Consider the following 18,346-nt stretch of genomic DNA (forward strand, 5'->3'; position numbering starts at 1 on the left):
CAGTAGGGAGCAGACGAAACACAAAAAAAAGCACCGCAGCGGAGCGGGAAAATCGCTCACACTGCGGTGCAAAGGAAAGCGTGCCGATGAGGGCAATAAGAGGATGACGCCTTAGTCGGCAATCAGGCCGAACTCGGCCGCAACGGCATAGTCGACGCCGGTGTGGCTGTTGATGGCCTTGAAGCGGATGTAGCGGGCAGAAACGGGAGCAGCAAAGAGGATGCGCTGCGGCGTACTGTTGTTGTCGAGCGTACCTTTGGCCACGGGTTCGCCCCATTCCTTGCCGTCTTGGCTCACATAGACCTCATAGTCCTTGATGCGGTTGGGGTTGTTTTCGCGACCGATGTAGACAAAGCCCTTCATCGTCTTCGTTTCCGAAGCATCGAAATCAATCCAGTGGGGATATTTGGCCATCGTGACGGAATACATCGTGTGCCAATAGGTCATGGGGTCGCCATCGAGGATGTTGTCGGCATCGCCTTCGTTGTACTCCTGACTGGAGCAGAACACCACCTTGAGCGGCATTTGCTCGATGCGTGAGAAGGAGCGCGAGAAGGTGAGGCGGCGGTTGTCCTTGTACCAAGCCTTGATGTAGCCTCCCTCGCGGAGGGGGATGGGGGAGGTGTAGGTCTGGGGCTTGCTGCCGTTGAGGGTGTAGAGGATGGTGCGATTGGGCGAAGTGGTGGTCAGAGAGAGGTCGCCGAAGGGCTTACGCTCAAAGGCAATGGGGCACTCTCCGGAGGGGCTCACCTTCACCGCCGTGGGCAGTGTGGCGGTAGTAACGGGGCGAATGGTAAAGCCAAAGGAGGTGTAGTCGCCGGAGCGGATGAAGTCGCCTTCGAGAGGTCCGCCCTGTCCGCAGCTGTTGCCGCCGAGTCCCGTCACTTTGGCATCGATGTGCAGATGAGTAGCGGTGCTGGGCGGAAGCTGGTGGGGATGGGCAGCGCCAAAGAGTTCGAGGGCGCTCCAAGGCAGAGCAGAGGTGCTCATGGTGCTGTCGGCAATGAAGGCTGCACCACGACCGCTATCGTCGGTGAGAGCGCACCAGCGCACTTCCTCGCGGTTGCCCATGGATTGGGGTTTGGGCAGCATGATGTCTTGTTCGCCCACAACGCCTTGGTGCACTTCGATGAACTGCCCCGTTTTGCGGTCGTTGTAGTTGTTGACGGGGCCGCGGCCGTAGTAGGTGAAATGCTTCATCGAGGTGGGCAACTGCATGGCGTAGCCGATGCGAGGGAGCTTGATATAACTCTGATTGGCCGAAACCGCGGTGTGGAGTTCGATGGTCCCATCGGGATAGACGGTGTAGATTTGGTTGGTGACAAACTTAAAGTCGTCCGGTCCGAAGGGCTTGTTGGTGTCTTCGACAATGTGGTGAACATCGCCGGGATTGCGGTCGCGGTTGCTGTAGTTGTCATGGCCGCCATAGGGGGCTTGGCTCTCGACGGTGAAGGCGAGGATGATGCGCCCATCTTTGAGCTGCTGGATGTGTTCGCTCACGGCCTTGTGGCGGAGATTGTGGAGTCCGGATTTCGGCCAACGGTCGGCCATCCAGTTGTCGTTGTCGGTACGGGCACGGAAGGCATCAAGCTTCGGTCCGTTGCCGTCGGCAAAGATGGTTTGGTCGCCATAGGTGAGGGCGGAGAGGCCGCCGGTGGTGAGGTCGAACTTGGCCTGATAGTCCGTGCCCTCGACTGTGACGATATTGCCCAACTTCGTCACGCGGCCGGGCTGTGCACTCTGCTGCGCCAGCACATTGACCGGGCGCTGGGGCGTCTGCACGGGAAGTTGCTCCTCCATCTGGACGTAGCCGCGCTTTGCCCAAGGTTTGTCGGCCTTTTGGAGGAACTGCACTTTGAGGAAGTACTCCTTAGCGGGATCGAGCGTATAGCCGCGGTAGTCGAGCTGAAGGGTTTTGCGTTCACGCGCCTTGATGGCGGTTTGTTCGGCTGCAAGGGATTGTTGCGTGAGGGTAGGAACAGGGTGTCCGTCTTCATAGAGCGACCAGCGCACCTCATAGTCGGTGAGAGGCTCGAAGTAGTTTTTGTTGAAAATCTCGATGCGGCCGGTACGTGCGTCAACGGCTTTGACACCGACGTTCTGATAGACTTTCTTCACCTCGAAATACTGTGCTTTGGGCGAGAGGTCGGGGCGCATCACACCGTTCATACAGAACATGCCGTCATTGGGTTTATCGCCAAAGTCACCACCATAACCCCAATAGCGCGTGCCGTCGGGGGTGTAGTTGAACATAGCTTGGTCGACCCAATCCCAAATGGCACCGCCCATGATGTTGTTGTTGCTTTCGATGATTCGCCAATAGTCGACCAAGTTGCCGACGGCATTGCCCATCGAGTGGGCGTATTCGGAGATGTGGTAGGGGTATTTGATGCTCTTATCCGTACCCTGAGCGATATACTCGGTCAGACCGATGGAGGGATACTGATTGGAGCCCATATCGACGATGTCGTTGTTGCGCTCATACTGCACAGGGCGGCTGGTGTCGAAGGCTTTGATGGCGTTGTAGGCCTCTACAAAGTTTTTGCCGGGGCCGGCTTCGTTGCCCAAACTCCAGATGCAGACGGAGGGGTGGTTGACGGTGGCGTGCACCATCTCCATGTTGCGCGCCACGTGCTGATCGCGAAATTCGGGGACGTGGCTCAGCGAAGCATCGAGATAGTAGTACTGATGGCTCTCGATGTTGGCTTCATCTTCAAGATAGATACCGTATTTGTCGGCCAGATAGTACCAATAGGGATCGTTGGAATAGTGGCTGTTGCGGACGTGATTGATGTTGGCGCGCTTCATGAGCATCACCTCTTGCTCCATCTGTTCACGCGTGATGGCGTGCCCGCGTTCGGGGTTGGTTTCGTGGCGGTTCACCCCTTTCATCTTGATGGTCTTCCCATTGAGGTAATAGTAGCGACCGGCTTTGCCGAATTCATCGGCTGCTGCGGGGGTGTCTTTGATTTCAATTTTGCGGAAGCCGACGATGGTGGAGAAGGTTTCGAGCACATTTCCCTTCTTGTCCTTCAGTTCGCCCACCAGTACATAGCGGTAGGGGGCTTCGGCGCTCCAAGGCTTCACGCCGTTGCCGGCGTTGAGGATGAATTGCACGTCTTGTTCGGTGCCGCCTTTCACGGCAATGGGGGTCGTGTTGCCCACGATGCCGGCGGAAGTCGTGGCTTCGCCGTAAAGTTCCTTTTGGAAGAGGCTGTAACTGAGGGTGAGGTCTTTCAGATTCTTCTTGGAGAGGTTGGCGACAGAGGCGGTGATGCGGAGGGAGGCATTCACAAAGCGGTCGTCATAGTCGGGAATGGCAACGAGGTCGCGCACCTGCACTTTGGGCTTTGCCGTGAGCGAAACCGTGCGGAAGATACCGGGAAGACGGAACATATCCTGACTCTCGAGAAACGATCCATCGCTGTTACGATACACTTCAACCGCCACAACGTTTTCGCCCTTGACGAGGTAGGGCGTGATGTTGAAGGAGGCGAGGTTGCGGGAGTTTTTTGAAAAACCGACATACCGGCCGTTGATATAGAGATAGAAGAACGAATCGACGCCATCGAAATTGAGGTAGACTTCGCGCTCTTTCCAGTTTTCAGGAACGGTGAAAGTGCGGCGATAACTGCCCACTTCGTTGCGATGCTGATAGGTAGGCCAGTCTTTGCGCGGTTCACGCATCACGCCGCCCTTCCAGTCGCCCACGGCTACGCTGTGCTGGAAGATGACGCGCTGGTTGCTGTAAACGGGCGTACCATATTTCAGCGTACCATCCTTTTGCACACCAACGATATTCCAGTTCATCGGCACCTCGACCTTGTCCCACTTCGACACGTCGTAGTTGGTTTTATAGAAATCGACGGGGCGTTTGTCGGGCGTTCCCACCCAGTGGAAACTCCACTTTCCGTTCAGGCTTTTCCAGTAAGAGGAACTTTCGGGAAGCACGTTGAGCGCTTCCTTTTCGTTGGCGAAAGAGAAGAACCAGGCATGGGGTTGCTCTTTGTTGAGCGCCACCTTGTCGGGACTCTCCCACTCATTGCCCTGAGGGGCTGTGACTTGGTGCTGGTAGGCGTAGCCCGAGAGGGGAATTTGGTCGGCCAGTGCCGGAGTCCCAGTCGCCAACGCCATCAACAGCAAGGCATAGATTGGATTACGATTCATGGTTTTGTATGTTGATTTGCTTAAATTTGAGGCTTGTCTAACTTAGCGATTTTACGATGAATGACTAAGTGCAGCAAAAATACGAATATCTTTTGAGGTAGCCAACCTCAGAAAAGAGGAAAAGGCAGAAAAAGCAAGTGAAGAAGACAAAAGAACGTATTAAAAGCGATTTTATCCAGCATAAAATTTGGTTATCGACAAAATAAGTCATACATTTGCAAAAATAAGGATTTCACAGGCCGACACCATGGAACAACTTCTGCACTACGTTTGGCAGCACCGCATTTTCCCGCTCGGAACGCTCCACACCGACCAAGGTCAGGTGGTAGAAGTGATTGACCCGGGTCTGCACAACACCGACGCCGGACCGGATTTTTTCAACGCCAAAATCCGACTGGACGGCCAATTGTGGGTGGGAAATGTGGAAATCCATCTTCACGCCACCGACTGGTATCGGCATCACCACGAAACGGACATCCACTACAACAATGTGGTGCTGCACGTGGTCGAAACCTTAGACGGTGTGGCGAGAAATGCCGCGGGCAATGCTCCACCACAACTGCAGTTGTCCATCCCCGACACCCTCCGTTCTTCCTTTGAGGCGCTCCAACAGGAAGCGCAATATCCGCCGTGCCACAAAGTCATTCCGGACATTCCTGCCCTCCACATCCACAGTTGGCTCGATGCGTTGGCGCGGGAACGATTGCAGCAGAAGACGGAGCGCATTGAGCGTTGGCTTGCACAAACCACCGACGACTGGGAGCGCACTTTCTTCATCACGCTGGCACGTGCTTTTGGTTTTGGCAAAAACACCGATGCTTTTGAACTTTGGGCGGCCACCATCGACCCACAGCACATCGGTAAACACCGCGACAACCCGATGCAGGTGGAAGCCTTCTTTTTCGGACAGGCGGGGTTGCTCGACGAGCACACCACCCCACCCGAGCGCCAGGACGAACACTTCCATCGCTTACAACAGGAATATCAGTTTTTGCAAAAGAAGTTTAATCTCACACCCATCAGTTACGCACATTGGCGCTTTCTACGCCTGCGTCCGCAGAACTTCCCCCATCGTCGGCTCGCGCAACTGGCGCTATTGTACAGCACTGCGCAACTCAATTTTTCAAAAATCAAAACTACCGACCGCCTTGAAGAAGTTCGCAAACTACTAAAAATCAAAACAATAGACTATTGGTCTACCCACTATCGTTTTGGCGAGAAAGTGAACATAACTGCGAAATACGCGGACAAATCAAAAATTGAAACCAGCGCGAAAACAGACACCGAAAGCGAAGTCACCCCTCAACAGCGAGCAAAAAGGGCAAAAACGTCGTCCACCGAACTCTCGGACGCGACCATCGACCTTTTGCTCATCAACGCTGTTATCCCCATCCTTTTCAGCTACGGCCGCCGACACAGCGACGAGACCTTCATCGAGCGCGCTATCGAATGGCTCGAAAGCATCGCACCGGAACAGAACGCCATCATCCGCGAATGGAAGAGAGTGGACATCACCGCACAACATGCCGCTGACTCACAAGCACTCCTTCACCTCAAAACGCGCTACTGCGATCGGCGCGATTGCCTCCGTTGCCGCCTCGGCTCTTTCTATCTCCGACACAAATCCACTTAACCATTCAATCCCAACTATTTAACAAGAGATGCAACCTACTTTTGTTTACAAAATGCGAGTGCGCGACTACGAATGCGACCTGCAAGGCATCGTCAACAATGCCATCTATCAACACTATACCGAGGCATGCCGCCACGAATTTATCGAGACGAAAGGTATCGAATTTGCCGAACTCCACGACCGCGGCATCGATGTGGTGGTCGCCAATCTGGAGATGCGCTTCAAAACTTCCCTTCGCCCTCGCGACTGGTTTGAAGTACGTCTCTCGATGGAAAAAAATGGGCTGCGCTACGTGTTCCACCAAGACATTGTGCGCCTGGTCGATACTGCACGAGCAGAGAAAGACCCATCTTATGCCAAAGAAGCTCTCTGCGTCCGTGCGAAGACGGACATTGTGGCGATTGTCAACGGACGCCTCTCCGACTGCCCTGAATTGAACGAAAAATTTGGTTTGGCGACCGAACAATAAGAAAAAGCACACATTTTTCTCAGACAAAACCGTTTTTACCTTTCCTGGAAACGAAAGTCTTATTTTGAGCGATTTCATCGCGTTTTTTCCAAATTACACCTTTGTTGCAGCCAGCGATCGTGGGCAACGAAGGTGCTTTTTTGTGGCCGAAAAGCGGAAGCGGACTTCGCCTATCTGCCACAAAATGACTATCTTTGCAGTCTATGGAACAGATTTTTCACTACGACGTCATTGTTGTGGGTGCAGGTCATGCCGGCTGTGAAGCAGCAACGGCAGCTGCACGAATGGGCGCTCAGACCGTACTCATCACAATGGACATGAACAAAATTGCGCAAATGAGCTGCAACCCTGCCGTGGGCGGCATTGCCAAAGGACAGATTGTGCGCGAGATCGACGCCCTGGGCGGTCAGATGGGGGAGGTCACCGATGCCACCGCCATCCAGTTTCGCATGCTCAACCGCTCCAAAGGTCCGGCCATGTGGAGTCCTCGTGCCCAATGCGACCGTGCGCGATTCATCACCGAATGGCGTCGTCGGGTGGAAAACACCGAACACCTCGACATCTGGCAAGACGAAGTGAGTGAATTATTGGCTAAGAACGGCGAAATCATCGGTCTACGCACCATTTGGGGCGCAGAGTTTCGCGCCAAATCCATCGTCATCACTGCCGGTACTTTCCTCAATGGACTCATGCACATCGGACGAAAGATGGTACCCGGTGGACGCTGTGCCGAACCGGCCTCTACCCTACTCTCCGCCTCCATACAGTCGCTCGGCATCGAGCACCAGCGCATGAAGACCGGAACACCCGTTCGCATCGATGCGCGTTCGGTGCATTTTGACGAGATGGAGGTACAACCCGGCGAGAACGACTTCCACCGCTTCTCCTTCATCAGTCCCGCTCGCCCACTTCCCCAACTCAACTGCTGGACGTGCAACACCAACGCGGAAGTGCACGAAGTGCTGCGCCGCGGACTGGCAGACTCTCCGCTTTACAACGGACAAATCCAATCCATCGGCCCGCGCTACTGCCCTTCCATCGAGACGAAACTGGTCACTTTTGAGGGACGCGACAGCCACCCCCTCTTCCTCGAACCTGAAGGTATCGACACCAACGAGCTTTACTTAAACGGCTTTTCGTCCTCCCTGCCGATGGACATCCAAATCGAAGCTCTCAAAAAAATGCCGTGTTTCCGCGACATTAAGATCTATCGTCCCGGCTACGCCATCGAATATGATTTCTTCCAGCCCACACAGCTCCATCCCACGATGGAATCAAAGAAAGTGCGCGGTCTTTTCTTTGCCGGACAAGTCAATGGCACCACAGGCTACGAAGAAGCGGCCGGTCAAGGTATTATCGCCGGTATCAACGCTGCCCTTCACTGCACCAGCAGCGACACGTTCACCCTCGGCCGCGACGAAGCCTATATCGGCGTACTCATCGATGATTTGGTGAGCAAAGGGGTCGACGAGCCCTATCGTATGTTCACCTCGCGCGCTGAATATCGCATTCTTCTCCGACAGGACAACGCCGACATGCGTCTCACCCCCTATGCCGAGAAGTTCGGCCTCGCCACTTCTGAGCGCAGCGCTCGATTTCATCAGAAGAAATCCGGCATTGAGCAACTCATCGAAGCGGCTCGCCACTGCAATCTGAAGCCGGGAAGCATCAACGCACTTTTGGAGCAAAAGCAATCGCAGCCCCTCATGCGCGGTGCCAAACTCTTCGAACTCATCGCGCGTCCGGAACTCTCTCTGGCCGACTTCATCAATTTCAATGCCGACGGTGCACTCGACAGTTTTCAGTCTATCGCCCAAGCCATCGACACCGATAGAGAGGAAGTGCTGGAAGCCGCCGAAGTGCTCATCAAATACGATGGTTACATCGCGCGTGAGCGCGCACTGGCCGACAAGATGCAGCGCCTCGAAAACATCAAAATTCACAACCGCTTCGACTACGCTTCGCTCCAACAACTTTCCACCGAAGCCCGCCAAAAGCTCGAACACATCAATCCCGAAACGCTGGCACAGGCTTCGCGCATTCCCGGCATTTCGCCCTCCGACATTTCCGTGCTCTTGGTATTGCTCGGCCGCTGACGGAGGAAACTACGCCTCAGCAAAAAGTAGGAGAAAACCTCGTTAAAACCACAGAAATTGATTACGTTCCACGTGAAACAAAACCTATCTATAAGTCGAAATATCAAACCTTTATGAAAAAAGAATTGCTACTGGCTCATCTGCGAAACATCCCCGATTTTCCGAAGCCAGGCATCCAGTTTAAGGACGTTTCCACTCTTTTCAAAAACCCACTCTGCATCCGCGAAATGCTTGACGAAATGGTGAGCCTCTACAAAGACAAGGGCATCACCAAAGTGGTCGGTATCGAAAGCCGCGGTTTCGTGATGGGTGCCATCCTTGCTGCCGAACTCGGTGCAGGATTTGTGATGTGCCGAAAAATCGGAAAGCTCCCGGGCAACACGCGAAAAATGAGCTACGGCAAAGAATATGGCGAAGACACCATCGAAATCCACACCGATGCTTTCTCCCCCACAGATGTCGTACTCATCCACGACGACCTGCTCGCCACGGGCGGTTCGATGAAAGCCGCCATCGATCTTGTCGATTCGTTCGGGGTGAGAGACATTTACGTCAATTTCATCATCGAACTGCGCATGGAAGGGCTGAAAGGTCGCGAGTTTCTCGGCAACCGCGCCGACATCACTACCCTACTCACGCTGTTCGAATAATCCACATCCGTTGATTTCTTTTTCTTCCGGTGCGGTGATGCTCCATCGCCGCACCTCTTTCGCTTTATATGACTGCTGAAGAACGCAACGCCATCGAGCAACACCTGAAAGGCATCGTGCTCAATCTGCCCGAAAAGCCCGGAAGTTACCAGTATTACGACGATACGGGCACCATCATCTATGTCGGTAAGGCAAAGAACCTCAAGCGTCGCGTTGCCTCCTATTTCAACAAAGACCAACAGAGCAGCAAGACGCGGATGCTCGTTTCCAAAATCAGGAACATCACCTACACCGTCGTCAACAGCGAAGAAGATGCGCTTTTGCTCGAAAACTCCCTCATCAAGCAATACCGCCCGCGCTACAACGTACTCCTCAAAGACGACAAGACCTACCCCTCCATTGCCATCACCAAGGAATATCTCCCGCGCATCTTCCCCACTCGCCACATCGACCGCAAAGGTGCTACCTACTACGGTCCTTACAGCCATGTGCCCACGATGCACGCGCTGCTCGACCTCTGTCGCCGCCTCTATCACCCTCGCCCCTGCCACACTCCGATGTCACAAGAAGGGGTGGAGAGCGGAAAATACGACGTTTGCCTCGACTACCACATCCACAAGTGTGCCGCCCCCTGCGTGGGCAAACAGTCGCACACCGACTATATGGCCAACATTGAGGCTTGCCGTGAGATTCTCAAAGGCAACACCCGAGATGTCGCACGCCGACTGCGCGAAGAGATGACCCAACTGGCAGCCGAGATGCGTTTTGAAGAAGCACAAGCACTGAAGCAAAAATACGATCTCATCGAAAACTTCCGCGCCAAATCGGAAGTCATCAGCAATGTGAGCTACGACATCGACGTCTTCTCCATCGAAAGTGCGGAAAAGGTGGCCTACATCAATTTCCTCCACGTGGTCAATGGCGCCATCACGCAATCCTTCACCTTCGAGTTCAAGAAGCGCCTCGACGAAAGCGATGCCGATCTTCTCGCCCTCGGCATTGTGGAGATGCGCAAACGCTTCGATTCCCACTCCAAAGAGATTGTACTCCCTTTCCCCATCGAACTGCCCGAAAACTATGCCACACAGGTCGTCCCCCAACAGGGCGGCAAGAAGACGCTCCTCGACCTCTCGCGGCAGAACGTGTTGCAATACAAATTCGATCGTCTCAAACAGGCTGAAAAGCTCAATCCCGAACAAAAGCAGGTGCGGCTGATGAAGGAAATCCAAACGCAACTGGGCCTGCCGAAACTCCCCATCCACATCGAACTTTTCGACAACTCCAACATCTCCGGCGAAGATGCCGTAGCCGCCTGCGTAGTGTTTGAGCGGTTAAAACCGGCAAAAAAGCGGTATAGGAAGTTCAACATCAAAACTGTCATCGGCCCCGACGACTATGCCTCAATGCGCGAAGTGGTGGAACGCCGCTACAGCCGCTTGGTGGAAGAAAACGATACCCTACCCGACCTCATCATTGCCGATGGTGGTAAGGGACAGATGGAAGCCATTCGCAGCGTGGTGGTCGACAAACTCCACTTGGACATCCCCATTGCCGGACTGGCCAAAGACAGCCGCCACCGCACACGCGAAATGCTCTTTGGCGACCCTCCCATCTCGGTCGCCGTCAAGCCCGACAGCACCCTCTTCCACCTCCTCACGCGCATGCAGGACGAGGTGCACCGCTTTGCCATCACCTTCCACCGCCAAAAGCGCTCCAAGCGCCAGGTAGCCTCCGAACTCGACCTCGTGAAGGGCATCGGCGAGAAGACCAAAGCCCTCCTCCTCTCCCGCCTGGGCAGCGTCAAAAAAATCAAGTCGGCCTCTCTCCCCGAACTCCAAGCCGTCATCGGCGAAAAGCGCGGTGAAAGCCTCTACGAACAACTGCACACAGAGGGGAAGGCATGAAACCCTCTACTCACATATAGACATCTCAGCTTCCAAAACCGCCACTCGCCTCGGAGTTTAACACGGATTTAACACTGAGTAAGCCGAAACACTGCATTGCGGAATGCCCTCGAAGGGGACACCCATCGAAAAAAACATCTATGTCAGAGCAAATATCGGGTGTCGTTTCACTCCTACTCTTTTGACCTTCTCGCGCGCGCATACCCTACTACAATAGTGCAAGTTTTTTGCCTTCACGCCTTCACCACAGAAAATAAAGCGTTATAAATCAAAGGATTACAGGTGAAGGCAATTCTCTAGAACCTTCACCTCGTAAAAAGCAGAACTTCTGAAAAATCAGCGAAGAGGTGAAGGCAGTGAAGGCAAAAAACATGGATATGTGTAGTGTGTATACGCGTGCGCGAGGGGCAATACACAAAAGATGGGGTTCAGCCACACACAACTCAGAGGTGGTTTCATCTACCTCAGAGAAAAATAAAACTACCTCTGAGGTAAATGAAACCACCTCCTTTGTAAAAAAACAGATGAGCGGATGCTCCGTCTGATAGAGCACTCCCTCCTTCCGCCATCTCCTCTGCAAAAAGCCCCGGCACAGGCCTCCGAAGTGTTAAATTCGCGTTAAAACCGAGTGCAAGTGGCTGAAAACGCCGACGAGATGTCTATATATCAGTGGGGAGAAGACCAAGAAAGGACGGCCGAGACATCGGCCAAGTGTTGTTCAAAATCAATCGTGGCTGCCCGAGCCGTAGGGTTCAGTTCGGTTTGAACCTATTTTTGTCTCACTTTTGCAAAGCCTTGACTTGCTGCTTGAGTTCGTTGATTTGTTGTTGCAGATCGTCGTTGGCGGCTTTGAGTTCCTTGACAGCATTGATGAGCATATAGGTGAACTCGTTGGGATCAACGGCCTTAATGTCGGTCAAATCACCCATTTTCTTCTTTTGCACCGTCACCATAGAGGGCACCACCTGTTCCACTTCTTGGGCAATCACCCCGACATAGCGTTTGTCGCCGGTGCCCATAAAAGGTTTGTAGCGAAAAGAAACGGGGCGGATGCGAAGCAAGTCGGTCAAGCCGCGGTGATAGTTTTCCACCTGCTCTTTGGTACGGGCATCGGAAACAGCAATCCACGTGCCTCCACCCTTTTTAAACGCTTCGCCATTGGCACGAAAGCGGAAAGCCTCATCAAATTGATTGACCGAGGACAGCGTCCCAAGAGCACCCTCAACCCACCCTCCATGTTCCGGTCCTATCACAAAAGCGTCATAACTATTGATGTTGTCGCCTATCACCAAACGCAATTCAGATTCATCCAAAGCTCTATCATAGCGGTAGAAAGCCATTGGGTCGGAGTTACTGACAATCATCCCCGACCAAGCGCTGGAATATGTGCCCTCGAAAGCCAAATAAGGGCCCCACTGGGGATAAGAGGGGATATTATTGGCCCAGTCAGTACTCTTCATCGGTCGTCCGACCCACACATTCCCCTCAACAATGAGCTTTTGGCGAGGATCGTTGTAGCCCAAGCCCATGTTTCCTTGGTCGTTGATGAAAACTTGGTTGGTGATGGAGCGCGTAGTGTTGTTGTCGGAAAGGTTGCGCAGTTGCACCATATTTTTGGCAGGGTCGTTCATCCATAGCCCACGCATCTGCACCCACTTCGTGCCGTTGAAGTAATAGTAACCTACGGCTGTGACATCACTCACCGCCACATTGCTGCCGGAATAGGTGGAGAAGATGCTCGACGTTTGCGCCACCACATAGACCATCGTCCCTTCCTTGGGAGCAGAAATGGCAGCCAATCGTGTTTTGGTGAGTCGAGGTGCACGAATGCCCTCGTTGGTGTTGCCTGTGGCGCGTGAGGGGAGCACATCGAGCGTGACTTCCGGTGTTCGGGTGTTCACTCCGACATTAGCCCCGTTTTGTGCCGACAAGAGCGATGGGGTGAGAAGAAAAACGCAGCAAGAGCAGCGCAAAAAGAGGTGAGAGAACATATATGCAAGTATTTAAACGACTATGGTGTGAGCAAATATAAAGAAAAGGCAGCAATGTACAAAATGAATAGGATGAAATCGGTAAGCAACGCGCTACCCCCCCCATTTTGAAAACTACGATTTACAATATACTGTTATTTTATCATCTTTCAGCGACTGTTTTGTCGGAAATGGGGCAATATCGATGGGCGTCCCCTCCGGGGGCGTATCCTTGCGGTGTAGAGGTCGCGCATGTCGCTACGTCCATCCCCGGTGCGGCATTTTTTGTAGATATCGGTAAGCCACACCTGAACGAAAACATTCCGAAAGCGACGTCCGTATCGAAGAAAATCAGTAACTTTGCTCCCAGAAAACCTATTGACTGTTGAAAAGATGAGAGTCGTCATCCAACGTGTGGCACACGCCAAGGTGTGCATTGACGGAGAAGTGCACAGCCAAATCGGCAACGGTCTGCTCGTCCTTCTGGGCATTCAGCCCACCGATGGGCAGGACGACATCGACTATCTGGTGCAGAAAATCACCCACCTGCGCATCTTTGACGATGCGGCGGGAGTGATGAATCTCTGTGTGCGCGATGTGACGGGCGAGGTGCTGGTGGTAAGCCAATTTACGCTTATGGCCTCCACGCGCAAAGGCAACCGTCCCAGTTACATCCACGCTGCGCCTCCTGCCGTCGCTGAACCGCTCTACGAAGCCTTCGTGGAGCAACTCTCCACTGCAATGGAGAAACGCGTGCAGACGGGCCGATTTGGCGCCGACATGCAGGTGTCGCTCCTCAACGACGGTCCGGTGACAATCTGCATCGACTCGCGCCACCGCGAATAGTCCCCGTCTGCCCCTCTTTCCAGGGGCGCGGACGAACAGCATAATGGAAGGCCGGCTTTCGGTCTTCCACCGAACAAAGAGGAAACCTTAAACCCCACCCTTCTCTCCCCCCGTGGGAAGAGCGGAAACCCTATCTTCAACTTCAAAAGCACATCGCCTTCCTTCTCTCACACGGGGGCAGAAGGACGGCGATAGACTCCCCTACCCTTATGGCAGAACACAACCACTGCTGCGGTCACGACCATGACCACCACGAGCACTCAGCACAGCTCGACAAGTACGAACAGGCCTTTGCCAAGTATGAACTCAATCTGAGCGACGAGCGCGTGGCCGAAACGGTGCGCGACATCATTGCCACCCATCGCGAGAAGTACAACACGCCCGAGGTGCTCCGCACGCTCCTCAGCACGGTGGAACTCACCACACTCACCGTCACCGATTCGCACGAAAAGGTGCTCAACTTCACCGAGAGTGTCAATCGCTGGAGCGACAGCCACCCCGACCTTCCGCCCATCGCCACCATCTGCGTTTACCCCCGATTTGCCGCTACGGTGAGTCAAAATCTCGAAGCCGACGGCGTCAAGGTGGCCTGCGTGAGCGGTGGATTTCCGGCCTCGCAAACCTTCCTCGAAGTGAAGACCGTGGAGACGGCGCTTGCGCTGGGCGATGGTGCCGACGAAATCGACATGGTGCTCTCGGTGGGCGCTTTCCAAAGCGGCGACTACGAAACCTGCGCCGACGAAATCACGGAACTCAAAGAGGTGTGCGGCGACCGCGCCCTCAAAGTGATCCTTGAAACGGGCGAACTCGTCCACGCCGGCGACATCAAGAAGGCATCGCTCCTGGCCATGTATGCCGGTGCCGACTTCATCAAGACCTCTACGGGCAAAACGCCTGTGGCCGCCACGCCCGAAGCAGCGCTCGTGATGTGCAGCGCCATCCAGGAATACCAGCAGCAGGAAGGCCGTCTCGTGGGCTTCAAGGCGGCGGGCGGCATCAAGACGGTGGACGAAGCCATCGACTTCTACACCATTGTGGCCGAAACCCTCGGCGAAGAGTTCTGCCGCGACGGACATTTCCGCATCGGCACGAGCCGTCTGGCCAACCTCCTCGCTTCGGCCATCGAAGGCCGGGAGATTGCTCCTTTCGGCATGAGTGGCAACTACTAAACCACGATTTTACAAAAACAAGCGCGGAAGCTGTAGAATGTCTACGGCTTCCGCGCTTTGTTATATTTGACTCGTTATGGTTGAAGCTTTCCGGATTGGGTAATCCCTAAAGAAAAACCATTTTCATACCAGTGTGCGTAAAAGTATACTTTTCGTGGTTGGTCGGTAGGATTAGGTTCTACCTCGACCCGCATCATGTGCTTTGTATTGGGATAGTAGAACTTCACCCAGCCTGCATCTACCTTGTAGGAACCATCCGACAACATTTCTTCTTTTAGTTTTAAGGGAGTATACCCGCCCATAGTCAGCTCTTCCTGAGTTCCTTTATTTGTATAGAGGTACACACCATCAAAGTTCCAATCAACCTTTTTATTAACCAGTTTGTCTGTACGAGTAGAATTAAATGCCACCTTTTCTTGACCGCCTTCGGCAGTAAACTGCAATTCTTTTTTCTGAGGATAGGCCGATTCATGAGAGTCCACACAAGACCAGCACAAGGAGAGCAAGCAGACAAGCAGGGAAAAGAGAGAAAACCGTGACTTCATAAATCGCTTATTTAGGGCGTACAACGAAATAGGAGGGGTTAGCATCATAATCCATTTTCTTATTTTTGAAAGTAACCACATAAAAGTCTTTACCCACTCCGTCTACAAAGGGAGTCGTTGAACGAGTTTTAGGGAGTGTCGAAAGATCAAGTACAGAATCTACTTCACGAGAGAAATCTCCCGTAGCTCGCACTTCCCATAATCAGGGAAAAGAAAAGAAGTTTGGTTTGCATAAGAGGTTTTTAGAGTTAAATTATAATCGTGTGCAAAGGTAGACCATCGAAAGAAGGTGCACAATACCCATTTATAGGTATTCTTACACAATCTGTCTAAACCCGTCATGGGGAATGTTACAGGAAACTCTTCGTTTTCAATAAACATACTTCGTGCCGACTTTTGGCAAGTATATTCTTGTCAAAAGTCGGCACGAAGTGTGTTGTTACAACTCTCTTCCAATCACGAAATCGACATATTGCGTGAGGGCAGTGCGCACTCCGGTATGGCGGAAGTCGGCAATGAGGTCGAGGCATTCTGCGCGCAATTCTTCGTGGCCGAAACCCTCGGCGAAGAGTTCTGCCGCGACGGCCACTTCCGCATCGGCACGAGCCGTCTGGCCAACCTCCTCGCTTCGGCCATCGAAGGCCGGGAGATTGCTCCTTTCGGCATGAGTGGCAACTACTAAACCACGATTTTACAAAAACAAGCGCGGAAGTTGTAGAATGTCTACGGCTTCCGCGCTTTGTTGTTTCTGATTCGTTATGTTTGAAGTTTTCCAGATTGGGTAACCCCCTAAAAAAACGTCTGATGCAAACCGATATTCGCTTCCTTCGGAGATTCTATGCTGTGTGTGCCACCCTACCGTAGGTTCGTCGATGTTTGCCCTCATCAAGGACACTCTACTTCGCGACTAACACAAGAACAAGTTCACCTTACACAATATTTTATCTTTATTAAATCTTCCAGGGAGGGTAATCTGAAATAAATGCGTAAATTTGCAGAAAACCTCACACTTATGAAAAAATTTACCCCTTTATTCAGTTTTATTTTTATGGTCACCACGAGTGGGAGTGCCCAAAGAGTTGGGGTAAACACTCGTACTCCGCTCTCCACTCTTGAAGTAAAATCGGAAACGAGCAATCCGAGTGACCGCAATTTACAGCTCAAAAATAATGTGGGCACGTCTTTGGTCACTGTGCTCAATAATGGGAATATGGGAGTTGGGACAGCCACCCCCTCTACCCCCTTGGAAGTGAACAGCAACGCAGCCGGAGCCGTGAAAATCACGGATGGAACACAAGGAGAAGGCAAAGTGTTTACTTCCAATGCGACAGGGGTGGGCACGTGGCAGAACGCAGGGGCTCACAACATTGTGGGAAGTTTCGGTACAGGTGTTACCATCTCTCGTACTGAAACCGGGTATGTCTATACCGGAGCAACGATTACCCTTCCTCCAAAATCGAAATATCTCGTCAATATCTCTCTACTGATGACGTATGGCAACAACTACACAGTAACCTCTGGTTCATTGTGGCTACGCACTTATTTCTCCGATTCACCCGCCTATGCCCCCTCGACACCCACCCAATCGGCAGACAATGTAGGCGGAAAGTTTGCCGTCAGTGGTCTCCTCCCTCCCAATAGCCCATTCAATATGCTAACGGGTTTTATTATTCTCCAAAATTCCAATCCTGCCCCGAAGACCTACTATCTTATGGCAGGAGGTATCACCTCCAACGGTCCTGTGCTTGATTTGGCTAACTTTGCGGCCGCTGGTTGGTGGGAAGGTAACATTGCGGGATTTTCACTACAATAATCAAACCTACTCTTTTTCAATAAATACAAAACAACACACTTCGTGCCGACTTTTGGCAAGTATATTCTTGTCAAAAAGTCGGCACGAAGCGTATTTTACAATTCTCTTCCTATCACGAAATCGACATATTGTGTGAGGGCGGTGCGCACTCCGATATGGCGGAAGTCGGCAATGAGGTCGAGGCATTCTGCGCGCAGTTCTTCCATACGCCGGTGGGCGTAGTCAATGCCACCATGCTGCTTGGCAAACTCGATGAGGTGGGCAATGTCGGCGGATGTGGCTTCACCCTGCTTGACACGCTGCGCCATGGCGAGGGCATCGGCATCGGCCGTGTGGGTGAGGGCATAGATGATGGGGAGGGTGAGTTTTCCTTCGCGCATGTCGTTGCCGCTGGGTTTGCCCACGCGTTCATCGTCATAGTAGTCGAAGATGTCGTCGCGGATTTGGAAGCACATCCCTACCCTATCGCCGAAGCGGCGCACGCGCTCAAGATAGGCGGCATCTCCCCCCATGGAGAGCGCGGCGAGGGTGCCGCAGGCTTCAAAGAGGGCGGCAGTTTTCCGACGGATGATGCGGTAGTAGGTGGTTTCTGAAATCTCTTCACCCTCGGCATGAGAGAGTTGCAAAATCTCTCCTTCGGCGAGCGTAGCTCCCAGTTGGGCAACAGCTTCGACGACGTGCAGATTGCCGGTGAGGGCCGATTGCCGAAGGGTTTGCGCCAACATATAGTCGCCCAGGAGCACCGCGATTTTGTTGCTGTAGATCTCATGCACGGCAGCCACTCCTCGGCGCTCGTTGCTCTCATCGACCACATCATCGTGGACGAGGGAAGAGGTGTGCAGCAGTTCGAGCGTGACGGCACTGCGCAAGGTGGACACCCCGATTTCTCCCAGTTCGCGCGCCAACAGGAGCACGAGGATGGGGCGCATCATCTTCCCCTTACGACTGCGCACATGGGCCAAAGGTTGGTCCATGAAGGGTTCATCATGCACCAGAACTTGGTCGAAGAGGGCAATGTACTGCTCAAGTTCAGCAGCAATGGGTTGTCGGATTTGAAGGAGTGCATCCATCGGGTAGAAATCAA

General features: G+C 53.1%; 13 protein-coding genes. 9 read left to right on the forward strand and 4 right to left on the reverse strand.

The window, feature by feature from the left end:
- Positions 1-111 precede the first annotated feature (111 nt).
- Complete coding sequence (locus tag H8527_RS05845; protein ID WP_187546445.1) at positions 112-4,167, reverse strand: glycoside hydrolase family 2 TIM barrel-domain containing protein; 4,056 nt, start codon at positions 4,165-4,167, stop codon at positions 112-114.
- A gap of 247 nt (positions 4,168-4,414) precedes the next feature.
- On the opposite strand from H8527_RS05845, the gene H8527_RS05850 reads away from it, so the two are divergent.
- The 5 genes from H8527_RS05850 to uvrC all read left to right on the forward strand — a co-directional run bounded on the left by H8527_RS05850 (position 4,415) and on the right by uvrC (position 10,919).
- Positions 4,415-5,800 (forward strand): DUF2851 family protein, encoded by a 1,386-nt coding sequence (locus tag H8527_RS05850; RefSeq protein WP_187546446.1) that lies wholly within the window; start codon positions 4,415-4,417, stop codon positions 5,798-5,800.
- Between the two features lie 28 nt (positions 5,801-5,828).
- Positions 5,829-6,269 carry a thioesterase family protein gene (locus H8527_RS05855; protein ID WP_187546448.1) on the forward strand — a complete coding sequence of 147 codons (441 nt, stop codon included), beginning with the start codon at positions 5,829-5,831 and terminating at the stop codon, positions 6,267-6,269.
- A 203-nt stretch (positions 6,270-6,472) separates the two neighbouring features.
- Positions 6,473-8,365, forward strand: a complete 1,893-nt coding sequence (gene mnmG, locus H8527_RS05860) for a tRNA uridine-5-carboxymethylaminomethyl(34) synthesis enzyme MnmG (RefSeq protein ID WP_187546450.1) — start codon at positions 6,473-6,475, stop codon at positions 8,363-8,365.
- Between the two features lie 113 nt (positions 8,366-8,478).
- The gene (locus H8527_RS05865; protein ID WP_187546452.1) at positions 8,479-9,015 is read left to right on the forward strand and encodes an adenine phosphoribosyltransferase; all 537 of its coding nucleotides are present in this window, start codon (positions 8,479-8,481) and stop codon (positions 9,013-9,015) included.
- A 68-nt stretch (positions 9,016-9,083) separates the two neighbouring features.
- Positions 9,084-10,919 carry an excinuclease ABC subunit UvrC gene (uvrC, locus tag H8527_RS05870; protein ID WP_187546453.1) on the forward strand — a complete coding sequence of 612 codons (1,836 nt, stop codon included), beginning with the start codon at positions 9,084-9,086 and terminating at the stop codon, positions 10,917-10,919.
- Between the two features lie 779 nt (positions 10,920-11,698).
- Here the strand turns inward: uvrC and H8527_RS05875 are convergent.
- Positions 11,699-12,910: a tail fiber domain-containing protein gene (locus H8527_RS05875; protein WP_222935116.1), complete on the reverse strand. Its 1,212-nt coding sequence runs from the start codon at positions 12,908-12,910 to the stop codon at positions 11,699-11,701.
- A 372-nt stretch (positions 12,911-13,282) separates the two neighbouring features.
- On the opposite strand from H8527_RS05875, the gene dtd reads away from it, so the two are divergent.
- Together dtd and deoC are read left to right on the forward strand one after the other, a co-directional pair.
- The gene (dtd, locus tag H8527_RS05880) at positions 13,283-13,735 is read left to right on the forward strand and encodes a D-aminoacyl-tRNA deacylase (RefSeq protein ID WP_187546456.1); all 453 of its coding nucleotides are present in this window, start codon (positions 13,283-13,285) and stop codon (positions 13,733-13,735) included.
- Between the two features lie 209 nt (positions 13,736-13,944).
- Complete coding sequence (gene deoC / locus H8527_RS05885) at positions 13,945-14,904, forward strand: deoxyribose-phosphate aldolase (protein WP_187546458.1); 960 nt, start codon at positions 13,945-13,947, stop codon at positions 14,902-14,904.
- 74 nt (positions 14,905-14,978) lie between these two features.
- Here deoC and H8527_RS05890 read toward each other — a convergent pair whose 3' ends face one another.
- On the reverse strand, positions 14,979-15,449 hold the full coding sequence (locus H8527_RS05890) for a hypothetical protein (protein WP_187546460.1): 471 nt from the start codon (positions 15,447-15,449) through the stop codon (positions 14,979-14,981).
- 433 nt (positions 15,450-15,882) lie between these two features.
- Between H8527_RS05890 and H8527_RS05895 the strand changes: the two genes are divergently transcribed.
- On the forward strand, positions 15,883-16,131 hold the full coding sequence (locus H8527_RS05895) for a hypothetical protein (RefSeq protein ID WP_187546462.1): 249 nt from the start codon (positions 15,883-15,885) through the stop codon (positions 16,129-16,131).
- Between the two features lie 330 nt (positions 16,132-16,461).
- A complete protein-coding gene (locus tag H8527_RS05900; RefSeq protein WP_187546463.1) occupies positions 16,462-17,262 on the forward strand; it encodes a hypothetical protein in 801 nt (266 codons plus the stop codon).
- Positions 17,263-17,357: 95 nt separating this feature from the next.
- Here the strand turns inward: H8527_RS05900 and H8527_RS05905 are convergent, their stop codons facing one another.
- Positions 17,358-18,332 (reverse strand): polyprenyl synthetase family protein, encoded by a 975-nt coding sequence (locus H8527_RS05905; RefSeq protein WP_187546465.1) that lies wholly within the window; start codon positions 18,330-18,332, stop codon positions 17,358-17,360.
- Positions 18,333-18,346: the final 14 nt, after the last annotated feature.

Source organism: Alloprevotella sp. Lung230 (assembly GCF_014385435.1).
In the GTDB taxonomy this organism is placed as follows: domain Bacteria; phylum Bacteroidota; class Bacteroidia; order Bacteroidales; family Bacteroidaceae; genus Alloprevotella.